This window comes from Roseateles sp. GW821-FHT09B06 (genome assembly GCF_059418245.1).
Genome location: NZ_JBWKPM010000008.1, coordinates 94885 through 109455, shown reverse-complemented (window position 1 = coordinate 109455; position 14571 = coordinate 94885). Strand labels below are relative to the sequence as shown.

Annotated in this window: 16 protein-coding genes; 7 read left to right on the top strand and 9 right to left on the bottom strand. The window is 70.6% G+C overall.

Features of this window, described 5'->3' with window-relative positions:
- The first annotated feature begins 140 nt into the window (after positions 1-140).
- From AC07OQ_RS09590 to AC07OQ_RS09580, 3 genes are read left to right on the top strand one after another with little or no spacing between them, the layout of a single operon-like run.
- Positions 141-719: a hypothetical protein gene (locus AC07OQ_RS09590; RefSeq protein WP_495052890.1), complete on the top strand. Its 579-nt coding sequence runs from the start codon at positions 141-143 to the stop codon at positions 717-719.
- A 41-nt stretch (positions 720-760) separates the two neighbouring features.
- Positions 761-2674: a bifunctional metallophosphatase/5'-nucleotidase gene (locus tag AC07OQ_RS09585; protein ID WP_495052889.1), complete on the top strand. Its 1914-nt coding sequence runs from the start codon at positions 761-763 to the stop codon at positions 2672-2674.
- Entirely contained in the window at positions 2674-3861 is a 1188-nt protein-coding gene (locus tag AC07OQ_RS09580) for a hypothetical protein (RefSeq protein WP_495052888.1), read from the top strand. The genes AC07OQ_RS09585 and AC07OQ_RS09580 overlap by 1 nt, the downstream gene beginning before the upstream one ends.
- 17 nt (positions 3862-3878) lie before the next feature.
- Here AC07OQ_RS09580 and slmA read toward each other — a convergent pair whose 3' ends face one another.
- From slmA to argB, 4 genes are all read right to left on the bottom strand, one after another.
- Positions 3879-4514: a nucleoid occlusion factor SlmA gene (gene slmA / locus AC07OQ_RS09575; protein ID WP_495052887.1), complete on the bottom strand. Its 636-nt coding sequence runs from the start codon at positions 4512-4514 to the stop codon at positions 3879-3881.
- A 61-nt stretch (positions 4515-4575) separates the two neighbouring features.
- Positions 4576-5244, bottom strand: coding sequence for a response regulator (locus AC07OQ_RS09570; RefSeq protein WP_495052886.1), 669 nt, complete (start codon positions 5242-5244; stop codon positions 4576-4578).
- Positions 5245-5402: 158 nt separating this feature from the next.
- Positions 5403-6086 carry an HAD-IA family hydrolase gene (locus AC07OQ_RS09565; RefSeq protein ID WP_495052885.1) on the bottom strand — a complete coding sequence of 228 codons (684 nt, stop codon included), beginning with the start codon at positions 6084-6086 and terminating at the stop codon, positions 5403-5405.
- Between the two features lie 103 nt (positions 6087-6189).
- The gene (gene argB / locus AC07OQ_RS09560) at positions 6190-7104 is read right to left on the bottom strand and encodes an acetylglutamate kinase (protein ID WP_495052884.1); all 915 of its coding nucleotides are present in this window, start codon (positions 7102-7104) and stop codon (positions 6190-6192) included.
- A 68-nt stretch (positions 7105-7172) separates the two neighbouring features.
- Here argB and AC07OQ_RS09555 point away from each other — a divergent pair, with 68 nt between their 5' ends.
- From AC07OQ_RS09555 to AC07OQ_RS09545, 3 genes are read left to right on the top strand one after another with little or no spacing between them, the layout of a single operon-like run.
- Positions 7173-8069 (top strand): cation diffusion facilitator family transporter, encoded by an 897-nt coding sequence (locus tag AC07OQ_RS09555; protein WP_495052883.1) that lies wholly within the window; start codon positions 7173-7175, stop codon positions 8067-8069.
- Positions 8066-8506, top strand: coding sequence for a D-aminoacyl-tRNA deacylase (gene dtd, locus AC07OQ_RS09550; RefSeq protein ID WP_495052882.1), 441 nt, complete (start codon positions 8066-8068; stop codon positions 8504-8506). The genes AC07OQ_RS09555 and dtd overlap by 4 nt, the downstream gene beginning before the upstream one ends.
- Positions 8507-8527: 21 nt before the next feature.
- Complete coding sequence (locus AC07OQ_RS09545) at positions 8528-8905, top strand: VOC family protein (RefSeq protein ID WP_495052881.1); 378 nt, start codon at positions 8528-8530, stop codon at positions 8903-8905.
- Positions 8906-8965: 60 nt separating this feature from the next.
- Here the strand turns inward: AC07OQ_RS09545 and AC07OQ_RS09540 are convergent, their stop codons facing one another.
- Positions 8966-10168, bottom strand: a complete 1203-nt coding sequence (locus AC07OQ_RS09540; RefSeq protein ID WP_495052880.1) for an MFS transporter — start codon at positions 10166-10168, stop codon at positions 8966-8968.
- Between the two features lie 129 nt (positions 10169-10297).
- Complete coding sequence (locus tag AC07OQ_RS09535) at positions 10298-11263, bottom strand: tripartite tricarboxylate transporter substrate-binding protein (protein WP_495052970.1); 966 nt, start codon at positions 11261-11263, stop codon at positions 10298-10300.
- Positions 11264-11460: 197 nt separating this feature from the next.
- Between AC07OQ_RS09535 and AC07OQ_RS09530 the strand changes: the two genes are divergently transcribed.
- On the top strand, positions 11461-12015 hold the full coding sequence (locus AC07OQ_RS09530; RefSeq protein ID WP_495052879.1) for a rhodanese-like domain-containing protein: 555 nt from the start codon (positions 11461-11463) through the stop codon (positions 12013-12015).
- Between the two features lie 25 nt (positions 12016-12040).
- Here AC07OQ_RS09530 and AC07OQ_RS09525 read toward each other — a convergent pair whose 3' ends face one another.
- From AC07OQ_RS09525 to AC07OQ_RS09515, 3 genes are all read right to left on the bottom strand, one after another.
- Positions 12041-13285: a phenylacetate--CoA ligase family protein gene (locus tag AC07OQ_RS09525; RefSeq protein WP_495052878.1), complete on the bottom strand. Its 1245-nt coding sequence runs from the start codon at positions 13283-13285 to the stop codon at positions 12041-12043.
- A complete protein-coding gene (locus AC07OQ_RS09520) occupies positions 13282-13587 on the bottom strand; it encodes a hypothetical protein (RefSeq protein ID WP_495052877.1) in 306 nt (101 codons plus the stop codon). The genes AC07OQ_RS09525 and AC07OQ_RS09520 overlap by 4 nt, the downstream gene beginning before the upstream one ends.
- Before the next feature lie 96 nt (positions 13588-13683).
- Positions 13684-14493 (bottom strand): ABC transporter ATP-binding protein, encoded by an 810-nt coding sequence (locus tag AC07OQ_RS09515; protein WP_495052876.1) that lies wholly within the window; start codon positions 14491-14493, stop codon positions 13684-13686.
- Between the last annotated feature and the right edge of the window lie 78 nt (positions 14494-14571).

The following is a 14571-nucleotide window of genomic DNA, read 5'->3' as shown; positions in this document are numbered from 1 at the left end:
CAGTGTAGCGGGGCCGCCGCCATAGTCCGTTTGACCCCCTGGATACCGGCCAAGCGCTTCACAGCACGGTCATCGCCCCGAGGCATCTTCCATGACGCAGTTCCGGTCGCCAATCGCCCATCGCCATCAGGAAATCCACCATGCGCCCTCACCTTCTTGCCGCCCTGCTGGGCCTCAGCGCCCTGCTGAGCCCTGCCCAAGCCGCCACCCAAGTGCTCGCCGCCGATGGCAGCTGGGCCGAGTTCACGGTCGACGCCAACCTGCCGCCCTACGAGTTCGGCTGGCAGGAGGTGGACGGCAGCCCCCTGACCTTCGGCTTCGAGATCCCGGCCGGCCACCAGGGCCTGCTGACCGTGGTGGATGCCGGCTTCTCCGGCGACCGCTACGCGCTGCGCGACTTCGGCGCGCTGATCGGCCAGAGCGGCACCGCCCTGAACGGCGATGCCACCGGCGCGATCCAGTTCAGCTTCGATGCGGCCCTGGCCGACGCCGCCTTCAGCCGCGCCACCTTCGTGCTGGGCGCCGGCAGCCACCTGATCAGCGGCGAGTTGATCGCCTCCACCACGCTGGACGGCCAGGCGCTGAACAGCAGCTTCGGCGGCCTGCGCCTGCAGGTCTCGGCGGTGCCCGAACCCGCTGGCGCCGCCACGCTGCTGGCGGGCCTGGCGCTGCTGGCCGGGTTGCAGCGCCGCCGCGGCCCGCGCGCCGAACCGCGCTGATCCGCCCCCGCCCCCGCCTCACAGCCTCACAGGAGCACCCGATGCCAGTTCTTCTTCGTCCTCTCGTCCTGGCCCTCGCCTGCGGCCTCGGCGCGCCGGCCTGGGCGGCCGCGCCGGCCCCGATCAGCGTCAAGATCGTCGGCTTCAACGACTACCACGGCACGCTCGAGTCGCCCGGCACCTTCGGCCAGAACACCGCGGTGCCCGCGGCCCAGCGTCCCGCGGTCGGCGGCGCCGAGTACCTGGCGGCCTATATCGCGCAGATGCGCACCGCCAATCCGAACACCGTCGTGGTCGGCGGCGGCGACCTGATCGGCGCCACACCCCTGGTCTCCTCGCTGTTCTTCGACGAGCCGGCCGTCGAAACGCTCAACAAGATCGGCCTGGATTTCTCGTCCGTGGGCAACCACGAGTTCGACAAGGGCAAGGATGAGCTGCGCCGCCTGCAGTCCGGCGGCTGCAAGCTGCTGGGCGGCGCGCCCGTGCCGAACAGCTGCAAGGGCTTCGGCTCCTCGGCGCCCGGCACCTTTGACGGCGCTCGATTCAAGTGGCTGTCCGCCAATGTGATCGAGACCGCCACCAGCCGGCCGCTGCTGCCGGCCTATGGCGTCAAGAGCTTCGGCGGCGTAAAGCTGGCCTTCATCGGCATGACGCTGAAGGGCACGCCCGGCATCGTCACCCCGACCGGCGTGGCCGGCCTGAGCTTCCAGGACGAGGCCGACACGGTCAACGCCCTGGTGCCGCGGCTGCGCGCCCAGGGCATCGAGGCCATCGTCGTGCTGGTTCACCAGGGCGGCTTCCAGAACCCGGCCGCGCCGGGCGGCACCAACAACCAGGACATCAACGGCTGCCTGAACGATCTGCGCACCACCGGCGGCGCCGCCAGCGACATCGCCGGCATCGTCGCGCGCCTGGACAACGCGGTGGACCTGGTGGTCAGCGGCCATACCCATGCCGCCTACAACTGCTCGAAGAACACCAACGACAACGGCAACACGCTGCGCCCGACCGGCCTGCCCAACAAGGCCGGCCGCCTGGTGCCGGTCACCAGCTCCAGCGCCTTCGGCCGGGTGCTGACCGAGATCGATCTGAAGATCGACCCGGCCAGCCGCGACATCGTCGAGGTCAGCCCGACCAACCGCCTGGTCGACCGCGGCCAGACGGCCGCAACCGATTGGATCAACGCCAACCCCGAGGTCAAAAACATCGTCGCCGCCTACAAGGCCGCGGTGGCCCCGCTGGCCGGCCAGGTGATCGCAACCCTGACGGCCGACGCCAGCAACGCGGCCAACGCGGCCGGCGAGATGGCCGCCGGCGACCTGATCGCCGATGCCCAGCTGCAGGCCACCCAGCCCCCCGGCCTGGGCGGCGCGGTGATCGCCTTCATGAATGCCGGCGGCGTGCGCAACCCCGGCTTCGTCAAGCCGGCCGCGGCCGGCTATCCCTATGCGCTGACCTATGGCGATGCCTTCACGGTCCAGCCCTTCGGCAACAGCCTGGTCACGCTGACGCTGAGCGCGCAGCAGATCAAGGACCTGCTGGAGCAGCAGTTCCCGGGCTGCATGGGCCAGACCGCGCAGCGCATCATGCAGGTCTCCAATGGCTTCAGCTACTCCTGGAGCCCCTCGGCGCCGGCCTGCGGCAAGATCGTCAACGTCGCCTTCACCCCCACCGATCTCGGCAGCGTGCCGCCAGCGGTCAGCGGCCCGACCGAGCAGCTGGTGATCGGCGGTGTGGTGCAGAACCCCGCCAAGACCTACCGCGTGACGGTCAACAACTTCATGGCCACCGGCGGCGACGGCTTCAGCGTGCTGCTGGGCGGCGCCAATCCGCTCGGCGGGGCCCAGGACATCGACGCGCTGGTCGCCTACCTGGGCGGCTACAAGGCGCCGGCCATGGCTTACGACCCGGCCAGCCCGCTGCTGGCGAAGCCACGCATCACCCGGCTGCCCTGATGCGCGCAGCGACACGGCGCGCCCTAGCAGCAGCAGCCCTGCTGTCGGGCCTGGGCGGCGCCCTCCAGGCCCGGCCGGTCCCGCCGTCGGCCGAGCCGCCGCGCGACCTGAAGCTGCTGTTGCAGCGGCGCGCGGCCGCCGTCGCGACGCCCGAGCAGGAGGCGCAGCGCCAGGATCTGCTGCGCAGCGCCGAGCAGCGGCTGCGCGCCGGCGACACCGACGCGGCGCAGCAGCAGCTGGAGGCCGCGGCGGCGCTCGGCCATGCCGCGGACACCGAGATGCTGCTGGTGCAGGCCCAACTGCAGCGCGGCGACTACCGGCGCGCGCTCGCCTTTGCATCGCACACCGCCAGCGCCCACCAGCAGGAGCCGCGCGCGCTGGCACTGTATGCCTGGCTGCTGGCGCTCGGCGAACAGGCGGGGCCGGCCGCGGCCCTGCTTGATGAGGGACTGCAGCGCCGGCCCACCGATCCGCTGCTGGCGGCGCTGCGCGCCCAATTGACCAGGTTGCAGGCCGAGGCACCGGCCGAGACCGAGCTCGCACCGGCAGCGGTACGCCCCGGCCCGCTGCCCCATGGCGCGGCACCGCCGGCCCATGCTCGCGCCCTGTCCAGCGGCCTGCTGCTCGACGCCGGCCGGCTGGCCCTGGTGCCGCTGCCGGCGGCCCGCGCCACCGCGCGCCTGTGGGTGCGCAACGGCCTGGGGGCCGCCAGCCCGGCCCAACTGGAGCAGGCCCTGGACGCCGCAGGCCTGGCCCTGCTGCGGCTCGAGCAGCCCCTGGCGGCGGCTCCGGCACAGCCGCGCCGCGCGCCGCGCGATGCCTTCGCCGGCAGCCCCGCCAGCGTGATCGCCCATCCGTCCGACCCGGCGGGCCGTCCGGCTTGGCCGGCGATGCACAGCGGCTTCCTGGGCCGGATGGACGCTCGCGGCCGGCAGGCGCTGGGCATCGGCCTGCCAAAGGGCGTGCAGGGCGGACCGGTGTTCGACATGGCCGGCCGCTGGATCGGCATCGCGCTCGCCAGCGACGCCGCGGGCCCGCCGCAGCTGCTGCCCTTGAGCCGGCTCGCCGAGGCCCTGGCCCCCTGGCTGCGGGCCCTGCCCGCGCAAGACTCGGCCGCGCCGCTGAGCCCCGACCAGCGCTACGAGGAAGCGCTGCCGCTGAGCTTGCAACTGCTGGGCGCCGACTGAACCGGCGCCCAGCGGCCTCAGCCGGCCAGCATGCGCAGCGCTGCCTCCAGCTGTTCGCTGGGCAGGCGCTTGAAGCCCGAGCGCGCATAGCGCTGCAGCCGGCCGATCACGAAGCTGATCAGCACCGAAGCCTGGGCATTGGCCTCCACCGTCGGCGTGGACGAACCGGCGGCCTCCGCGGCCTGGCGCAGGGCCTGGCGCAGCGCGCCCTCGATGCGGTCGAAGAACTGATTCATGCGCGCCACCAGGCGCTCGTTCTCGTAGACCAGGGCGTCGCCCACCATCACGCGGGTCATGCCGGGATTGCGTTCGCCGAACTGCAGGAGCACCGAGACGATCTTCTGCGCCTGGGCAAGACCCGACCCCTCGCGCTCGGCAATCTGGTTGACCAGGGTGAAGATGCTGCTCTCGATGAACTCGATCAGTCCCTCGAACATCTGCGCCTTGCTGGCGAAGTGACGGTACAGCGCCGCCTCGCTCACTTCCAGCTTGGCGGCCAGGGCCGCGGTGGTGATGCGCTCGGAGCCGGGCTGCTCCAGCATGCCCGCCAGGGTCTGCAGGATCTGCACGCGGCGTTCGCCCGGTCGCGGGCGCTTGCGCGGAGCCTCGCTGGGGGCAACGTCCGGTGTATCTGCGGGGGAGGCGGCGTGCATCGGGTGGGATTGGAAGCGAGGCTGTGCGGGCCATTCTGGCACAGCCCGTTACCGCTCTTGCCTAATCACGCAACCAGCCCAGCCTGCGTGCCTCGTAGATGGCTTCGACCTTGGAGCGCACCTGCAGCTTGCGGTAGGTGCGCTTCACATAGGTCATCACGGTATGTGGCGAGACCTGCATGAACTGCGCGATCTCGTCGAAGGTGAAACCCTTGGCCGCCAGGTGCAGCACACGCGACTCCTGCTCGGACAAAGCCACCGCCGATTCGTCCTCCAGCGGCGGCGTCTGCTGCACGCCGCCCGCGCCGGGCGCCAGCCGCAGCAGCAGGCGCCGCGCGATCACCGGGCTGATCGGGCTGCCGCCCGAGCGCAGGGTGCGCAGCTGGCCGGCCAGATCGAGGGCCAGCGAGTCCTTCAGCAGATAGCCGGTGGCGCCGGCCTCGATGCTGGACAGCACATGCTGCTCGTCGCCGAAGACCGAGATCACCATCACGTCGCAGGACGGCCGGGTCTGGGCCGCATGGCGTATCAGCTCGATGCCGCTGCCGCCGGGCAGGTCCAGGTCGACCAGCAGCACATCGGGCTGGGTCTGGTCGAACAGCTTGCGGCCCTGCGGCAGGTCGGGTGCGATGCCCAGCAGTTCGATATCGGGAACGCTGGCCAGCGCGAGCTGGAAAGCATCGCGGAATCTGGCCTGATCCTCGACGATCAGCACGGAGAAATCGGGCATATCGGTGGCAAACCTGTGACGGGCGATGGACGCACCGATTCTGCTTGCCCCCTTTGTGAGCGACAAGCGGCCGCTCCCCCCGAGGCAGAGGATATGCCGCCCTGGCACGACGCCATTCTTGGGATTGCCGGACCCGGCGGGCTCGGGCAGGCGCGGCCTCAGCGTCGCAGCAACTGGCCCAGGCTGGCGACTCGCCGGTCCACATAGGCCGGCCGGCGTTTCAGCCGGGTGCCTGCCTCGGGGCCATGCCGGCCCACCCAGCGCTGCATCCAGACCGTGCCCATGCCCACCGAGCGCGCCGCCTTCTGATGCACCAGGGTGTCTTCCACCAGCACGCAGCGCTGCAGCGGCAGGCGGTGGCGCGCCGCCACCCAGCGCAGCATGCGCGTGTCGGGTTTCGGCCGGTGCTGGCCGAACATGCGCATGGCCTCGAAGCCGATCACCCGCTCGAACCGCCGGGAGAGGCCCAGCGCGCCCAGCACCCGCCGGGCGTAGGCGGCCGGTGCATTGGTCAGCAGGATCTTGCGGCCCGGCAGGCGCTTGAGCGCCGCCAGATCATGCGCATGGCTGTGCACCAGGGCTTCCAGGCCCGGCAGCGCATGGGTCTCGGCCAGGAAATGCTCGACCCGCACGCCATGATGGCGCACCAGGCCCAGCAGGGTGGCGCCATAGCGCGCCCAGTACAGACCGCGCAGCCGGTTCGCCTCGGCGCGTTCCACGCCCAGATGGCGGACGATGTAGTCCGTCATCGCCACGTTCAGCGCCCCGAACACATGGTGCGAGGCGTTGTGGACCGTGTTGTCCAGGTCGAAGAGCCAGATGGTGCGCGAGGATGCTTTCACGTCACGCGGCCTCCGCACAGACTTCCCGAGCGGCACCCGAGGATCCGGCTCCGCCGGTCCTGCACCCCTTGAGGGGCGGCCGCGGGCCGTAGGGGGTGGGCCTTCAATGCGAGCGGATCATCGTCCCGTAGGCCTGGTCCGAAAGAATCTCCAGCAGCATCGCGTGCGGCACCCGGCCGTCGATGATGTGCACCGCCTTGACGCCGTTGCGCGCGGCGTCCAGTGCCGAGGCGATCTTGGGCAGCATGCCGCCCGACAGCGTGCCGTCGGCGAAGAGCGCATCGATCTCGCGGGCCGACAGGTCGGTCAGCAGCTGGCCCTGCTTGTCCAGCACGCCGGGCGTGTTGGTCAGCAGCACCAGCTTCTCGGCCTTCAGCACCTCGGCCAGCTTGCCGGCCACCACGTCGGCATTGATGTTGTAGCTCTCGTTGTCCTCGCCGAAGCCGATCGGGCTGACCACCGGGATGAACTGGTCGTCCTGCAGCGCCTTCACGACGCTGGGGTCGATCGCGACGATGTCGCCGACCTGGCCCACATCATGTTCCTTGGCCGGATCGTCCTTGTCCACCATCTTCAGCTTCTTGGCGCGGATCATGCCGCCGTCGCGGCCGGTCAGGCCCACCGCCTTGCCGCCGGCCACATTGATCAGGCCCACGATGTCCTGCTGCACCTCGCCGGCCAGCACCCATTCCACGACGCTCATGGTCTCCTCGTCGGTGACCCGCATGCCCTGGATGAAATGGCCCTTCTTGCCCAGCTTGTTCAGCGCGTCTTCGATCTGCGGGCCGCCGCCATGCACCACCACCGGGTTCAGGCCCACCAGCTTCAACAGCACCACGTCCTCGGCGAAGTCCTGCTGCAGGGCCGGATCGGTCATCGCATTGCCGCCGTACTTGATGACGATGGTCTTGCCGTGGAACTTGCGGATATAGGGCAGGGCCTGCGACAGGATCTCGGCCTTCTCGCGCGGAGCGATGTGCGCAACGTCGGTGGTGTGGGCGGCGGGCTCGGTCTTCATGGCGTGGATGGAGGAGGATGTTGGGAAGCTGCAAATGATTGTAGGGGTCGGGGGCCGACAATCCGCGCATGCAAGTGAGCGCCTATCTGAAGCTGTCGGTGGCCGTGGCCCTGGCCACCATCGCGATGAAGACCGGGGCCTGGTGGTGGACCGGCTCGGTCAGCCTGGCCGCCGATGCGCTGGAGTCCTTCGTCAATCTGGCCGGCGCGCTGTTCGCGCTGGCGATGGTGACGATCGCGGCGCGCCCGCCCGACCAGGACCACCCCTATGGCCACCACAAGGCCGAATATTTCTCCAGCGGTTTCGAGGGCGTGCTGATCATCGCCGCCGCGCTGGGCATCGCCTGGGCGGCCGTGCAGCGCTTCCTCGCGCCGCAGCCGCTGCAGGGGCTGGACCTGGGCCTGGCGCTGACCCTGCTCAGCACGCTGATGAACGGCAGCCTGGCCTGGGCCATGCTGCGCAATGCGCGCCGGCACCGCTCGATGGCGCTGGAGGCCGATGCGCGCCACCTGTTCACCGATGTCTGGACCTCGGTCGGCGTGATGCTGGGCCTGCTGGGCGTCTGGGCCACCGGCTGGCTGTGGCTGGACCCGCTGCTGGCGCTGCTGGTGGCGCTGAACATCCTGCGCGAGGGCAGCCACCTGGTCTGGCGCTCCTCCCAGGGGCTGATGGACGAGGCCCTGGACGCCGACACGCTGGCCCGCATCCAGACCGTGCTGGACGGCTTCGCCCAGCCGAACACGATACGCTTCGATCATGTGGCCAGCCGCAACTCCGGCCGGCGCCGCTTCGTCGACCTGCATATGCACATGCCGGCCGGCTGGAGCCTGGGCCGCGCGGCGGCGCTGCGCGGCGCGGTGGAGCAGGCGCTGATGAGCGCGGTGCCGGGGCTGCGCGCCAGCATCCAGCTGCTGCCGCTGGACATGGAAGCGCATTTCAACGAAGTGGAGGACTCTCAGCTGTGATCGCGATACTGCAACGGGTGAGCGAGGCGCGCGTCGAGGTGGACGCGCAGGTGGTGGGCGCGATCGGGCCGGGCCTGTTGATGCTGGTCTGCGCCGAACCCGGCGACAGCGAGGCCCAGGCGGACAAGCTGCTGGCCAAGGTGCTGAAGCTGCGCGTCTTCGGTGACACCGAGGGCAAGATGAACCAGAGCGTGCAGGACATCGGCGGTGGCCTGCTGATCGTCTCGCAGTTCACGCTGGCCGCCGACGTCGGCGGCGGCAACCGCCCCAGCTTCAGCGGCGCGGCGCCGGCCGAACTGGGGCGGCGGCTCTACGACCACCTGCTCGAACGCGCCCGCGCGCTGCACCCCGAGGTGCAGGCGGGCCGCTTCGGCGCCGACATGCAGGTGCATCTGCTGAACAATGGGCCGGTCACCATCCCGATCCGCATCCAGTAAGCCCAAAAGGAGCCCCCCCCGATGATCAGCTATGTGACCCTGGGCAGCCGCGATCTGGCCGCCGCCGGCCGTTTCTATACCGCGGCGCTGGCGCCGCTGGGCGTGGTGGCGGGCTACGCGGACGAGAACTTCGCCAGCTTCGGTCCGGCGGGCCAGCCTCGGCTGTGGCTCTGCCAACCCCATGACGGCCGGCCGGCCTGCGTGGGCAACGGCGTGATGGTGGCGCTGGACGCCGCCAGCCGGGCCCAGGTGGACGCGGTGCATGCCGCGGCGCTGGCGGCCGGCGGCGCGAGCGAGGGGGCGCCGGGCCTGCGCGACTATGCGCCGAACTTCTATGCCTGCTACTTCCGCGACCTGGACGGCAACAAGCTGGCCGTGGTCTGCCGGGCCGAGGGCTGAAAAACCCAGCCCCTAGGCGCTGCGCGCGCGCCAGGGAGGCGCTCGGCGTTGGGTTCGGCCTCAGGACAGGCTGCGGCGGAAGCGCCGCCACAGCGTCAGGTCATAGCCGATCTTCAGCGCGCCGCACAGCAGCAGCGGCGTGGCCGGCCAGCCGGCGGCCAGCAGCGCGGCGGCGAGGCTGGGGCTCAAGGACGCCGCCAGGCTGCGCGGCACCGCCGTGAAACTGGCCGCGGCGGCGCGCTCGCCCGGTGTCACCAGCGCCATCACGAAGGCCGAGCGCGCCGGCACATCCATCTGCTGCAGCAGGGCCCGCCCCAGCAGCAGCGCGGCGGCCGCGGGCCAGTTCGGCGCCAGCGCCGCGGCCATCAGCAGCAGGTTGGCCGGGATATGGGTCCAGACCATCGTGTTGACCAGACCGATGCGCGCGGCCAGCTTGGGCGCCAGCCATTGCGACAGGGTGCTCAGCAGGCCGGCCCAGAAGAAGAAGGCACCCGCCGCCGCCAGCGACAGGCCGAAGCGCTGCTGCAGCCAGGCCGACATCAGCGCGCCGACGATCAGCCCGCCGGCGAAGGCATCGATGCTGAACAGCGCGGCCAGCGTCAGTACCGCCGGGCGCGACGCGCCGAGCGGCGCCGGTTCCGGCTCGGACCGCGCCGGCTGGCGCGGCAGGCCGACATAGAGCAGCCAGACGGCCACGCCGATCGCCGCATAGACGACGAACATCGCGCGCAGCGCCGCCGGCAGCGGCCAGCCCGCCTGCTCCTGCAGCCGCAGCGGCGCGCCCGAGGCCAGTGCGCCGCAGGCGGCGCTGAGCGAACCGATCAGCGAGTAGCGGGCGAACAGCCGGGTGCGCGCGATGTCGCCCTCGGCCGCTACCGCGATGCGCGCATGCTCGATCGGCAGGAACACGCTGACATCGCCCGAGCTCGGGTTCAGGGTGCCGACGAAGGCGATCACGGCCAGCGGCCAGAAGCCCGAGAGCCCGGCAAAACCCAGGCCGGTGGCCGCCATCAGCGCCGCCGCCGCCAGCAGCAGGCGGCGCGCCGGCCAGCGATGGCCGAGGGCGCCCAATGCCAGGGTCGCGAGCGCCGAGCCGGCCAGGGTCAGGGTGGCGATCAACCCGACCTGCAGCAGCGTCAGGCCCTGCGCCTGCAGATAGGCCGGCAGCAGCACCGCGACGAAGCCGTCGCCGAAGCCGCGCAGGCCGCGCGCCAGCAGCAGGCGGCCGGCCCAGGGTGCATCGGGGGGAGACGCTCCGCTCATCGGCCCCATGCTAAGGGCAAAGAGCCAAGGAAAAAGCCCGCCGGAGGCGGGCTGCGGGGCTCGGGCGGCGTGCGCCCGGCGGCTTATCGGTCGGCCTTGCAGGCCGTCCGCAAGGAGGGCTCTCGGTCCTCAGTCGGCATACTGGCCGGCGGCCTTGATGACCGGGCCCCATTTGTTGATCTCGGCCTCGACCCACTTCTTGTGCTCCGGGCCGTTGACGCGGTTGTCGGTCACGACCACGGCACCCAGGGCCTCCTCGCGCTTGATGAACTCGGCGTCCTTCAGCGCGGTCTTCAGCGCGGCGTTGACCTTGTCCAGCACCGGCTTGGGCGTGCCCTTGGGCGCGTACATGCCGTGCCAGATGCTCACGTTGAAGCCCTTGACGCCGGCCTCGTCCAGCGTGGGCAGCTTGGCCAGCGCGGGCGTGGAGAGGCGCTTGGTGGTGGTCACCGCGAAGGCCTTGACCTTGCCCGATTCGATCTGGCTGGAGGTATTGGTGGTCTGGTCGCACATGATGTCGACCTGGCCGCCCAGCAGATCGGTCATGGCCGGACCCGTCCCCTTGTAGGGCACGGTCGTCATGTCGATCTTGACGGCGCTCTGGAACAGCAGGCCGCATAGATGCGAGGCGGCACCCAGGCCGGCATTGGCCAGATTGATCTTGCCCTTGTTGGCTTCCAGCCACTTGGCCAGTTCGGCGTAGTTGTTGGCCGGCAGGCCGGGCTTGCCGATCAGGGTCATCGGCACTTCATTGATCAGGCCCAGGTACTCGAAGTCGTCCAGGGTCTTGTACTGCAGATTGCGGTACAGGGCCGGCGAGGTGGCCATGCCGATGTGATGCAGCAGCAGGGTGTAGCCGTCCGGCGCGGCCTTGGCCACCTTGGTGGCGCCCAGCGTGCCGCCGGCGCCGCCGACGTTCTCGATCACGATGGTGGCGCCCAGGGGCTTGCGCAGCGCCTCGGCCAGATCGCGGGCCACCTTGTCGGTCGGGCCGCCGGCCGAGAAGGGCACGACGATCGTGACGGGTTTATCGGGGTAGGCCCAAACAGCGCCGGCAGCCAGCGCGGCCGCCACGGCAAGCATCAGCTTTTTCATCGTCATCCTCAGTTTTGTGGGGTGGGGTCGAAGCCCGAATGCTAGGGGAGGCCTGTGCGCATCCCGTAGCGGGAACTACGTAAGGCCGTTGAGGATGTCCAGCAGGCCCCGATCGCGCGCCATAGATCGGAATCGAATATGGATCTTGCGAGTCTGTATTGGACGGCATAAGCATGCACTGCCACCATGTGGGCACCATGACGCGTTCGCTTCGCCCTTCCCACCTTGCCCGAGCCGCCGGCTGGACCGCGGTCTTGGCCGGCCTGCTGCTGACCGGCGGCGCGCGAGCCGACGCGCTCTCGGCCGCGGCCGCGGCCGAGCGCCTGCACGAGGGGGCGCAGGCCTGGGATATGCGCGCCGACGCTGCGACCCTGCTGCCCGGCGCGGTGCGCCTGCCGGCCAGCGATCTGGGGGCGACCGGCGACGTGGCCGTGCTGGCCCAGGCCGTCTCGGCGGCCGGCATCGACCTGTCGCGCGACGTGCTGATCTATGGCGAACCCGGCGATGCCCGCGCCCAGGCCCTGCATGCACTGCTGGGCCGGCTGTCCAGCGGTCGGGTCGATTGGCTGGTCGGCGGCCTGAGCGAGTGGCAGATGAGCGGCCGCAGCGTGGTCGCCGCGCCCGCCCGGCGCCTGCCGGTGCCGCAGCACCTGGTGCTGCGCGATACCGAGGCCGGCGGCCGCATGGCCGCCGCCGCGCTGCGCGACCTGCCGGCGCCGGCACAAGAGCAGCTCGCAGCAACCTCGCGCTGAGCAGCGCCGGGCGCCAGCCCGTTCCTCAGTCGTATTTCCGCGCGTCCTCGATCACCCGTCCGTCATTGGGCAGGCTGCCCGCGGCCAGCAGCTGCACCGAGCCGCGCAGCTTGGTGACGTCGCGGATCGCGCCGGCCACCTGCTCGGCCAGGCCCTCGGGCGCGGCACCGGCCAGCTCCAGCTTCAGGGTCATGCGGTCGTTGGCCATCTCGCCCTCCACCACCAGGCGCGCCCGGCCCACGAGCGGGAAGCGCCGCGCGATCTCGGCCACCTGGGAGGCGTGGACGAACATGCCGCGCACCTTGGCGCTCTGATCGGCCCGGCCCATCCAGCCCTTGATGCGGGTGTTGCTGCGGCCGGTGGGGCAGCGGCCGGGCAGCACGGCCGACAGATCACCGGTGCCGAAGCGGATCAGCGGGTAGTCGGGATTCAGGGTGGTGACGACCAGTTCGCCGACCTCGCCGTCCGGCACAGGGTCGCCGGTGCCGGGGCGCACGATCTCGACGATCACGCCCTCGTCCAGCACCAGGCCCTCGCGCGCCGCGGTCTCGTAGGCGATCAGGCCGATATCGGCCGTGGCATAGCATTGGTAGGCCGCCACGCCGCGCGCCGCGAACCAGTCGCGCAGCGCGGGCGGGAAGGCCTCGCCGCTGACCAGGGCCTTGGCGATCGACAGCGGCTGACCAAGTTCCGCCGCCTTGTCCAGCAGGATCTTCAGGAAGCTGGGCGTGCCCACATAGGCCTGGGGCTTCAGCTCGGCCATCGCCTGCAGCTGCAGCTCGGTATTGCCCACGCCCCCGGGAAACACGGTGCAGCCCAGTGCATGGGCGCCGGTCTCCATCATCGAGCCGGCCGGCGTCAGGTGGTAGCTGAAGCTGTTGTGCGCCAGATCGCCGGCGCGCAGGCCGGCGGCGAACAGGGCGCGTGCCACGCGCCAGTAATCCCGGCGCCCGCCCTCGGGCTCGTAGATCGTGCCGGGCGACTGGAACACGCGCCGGGCGCTGCCCCAGCCGATGGCCGAGAAGCCGCCGAACGGACTTTCCGCGCGGCGTTCCCGCTGGCGCGCCGCCAGCTCGTGCTTGCGCGTCACCGGTAGGCGCGCCAGCGCGGCGCGGCTGATCACCGCCGCGGGCTCCACCCCGGCCAGCAGTTCGGCGAAGGCCGGCGCGTGCGCGCGCGCATGCGCCACCTGGCCGCCCAGGGCCAGCATCTGCCCGCGCTCGCGCTCGGCCGGGTCGCGGGTTTCCAGTTCGTCGTAGAAGGCGCTCATCTGTCCTCGTCCGTCCAGCGCGTCACGCGCCTCTTGATCTCATCCTGCAGCGCGCGCATGTCGGCGCTGCTCCTGCAGACCTTGCTGTCCCATTCGGGGCGCTGCAGCGGCCGCTTCGCCAGCTTGGCCGTCAGCGTCGCCGCGTCGATGCTCAGCTCCAGCACGTCCAGCCCCTTGAGCGTGAAGGCATTGCCACGCTCGGCCAGTTGGCGCTGATCGCGCAGAAAGCGTTTCAGCTGGATCAGCGCCACATCCGGCTTGAAGGCCGGCGGGGCGAAGAAGTCCTGGTCGTCGTCACTCATGTCTCGCATCCTTATCCAGCGACGGCCGCAGATCCGGCTCTGCCGGGCCGCCGGCTGCGCCCCCTTGAGGGGGCGCGCAGCGCGTAGGGGGTGGGCCTAGGCCAACCAGCGCTTGCGCCGCTTGTAGCTCTTCACATCCTTGAAGCTCTTGCGGTCGCCGCCGCCCACGCCGAGGTAGAACTCCTTGACGTCCTCGTTCTCGCGCAGCGCCCGGGCCTCGCCATCCATCACCACACGGCCGTTCTCCAGGATGTAGCCGTAGTCCGCGTAGCGCAGCGCCATGCTGGTGTTCTGCTCGGCCAGCAGGAAGGTGGTGCCCTCCTTCGCATTCAGATCCTTGACGATCTCGAACACCTCCTCGACGATCTGCGGCGCCAGGCCCATCGAGGGCTCGTCCAGCAGCACCATCTTCGGATTGGCCATCAACGCGCGGCCGATCGCGCACATCTGCTGCTCGCCGCCCGAGGTGTAGGCGGCCTGGCTGGCGCGGCGCGTCTTCAGGCGCGGGAAGTAGTTGTAGACCTTCTCCAGGGTCGCATTGACGGCCGCCTTGCCGTCCTTGCGGGTGTAGGCCCCGGTCATCAGGTTCTCCTCGATGCTGAGATGGGCGAAGCAGTGCCGCCCCTCCATCACCTGGATCACGCCGCGGTTCACCATGTCCGAGGTGCTGAGCTTCTCGATGCGCTCGCCGCGCAGTTCGATGCTGCCCTTGGTGACCTCGCCGCGCTCGCCGGCCAGCAGGTTGGAGACCGCGCGCAGGGTCGTGGTCTTGCCGGCGCCGTTGCCGCCCAGCAGCGCGACGATGCCGCCCTCCTTGACCTGCAGGGACACGCCCTTCAGCACCAGGATCACATGGTTGTAGATCACTTCGATGCCGTTGACGTTCAGAAGCACATTGCTGCTCATAAGGGGTCCTCGTGACTCATCGAAACACCGCACGCGGCGCTTCGATGAGGGCTCCCGCCCGGGAGCCCTCCAGCCGAT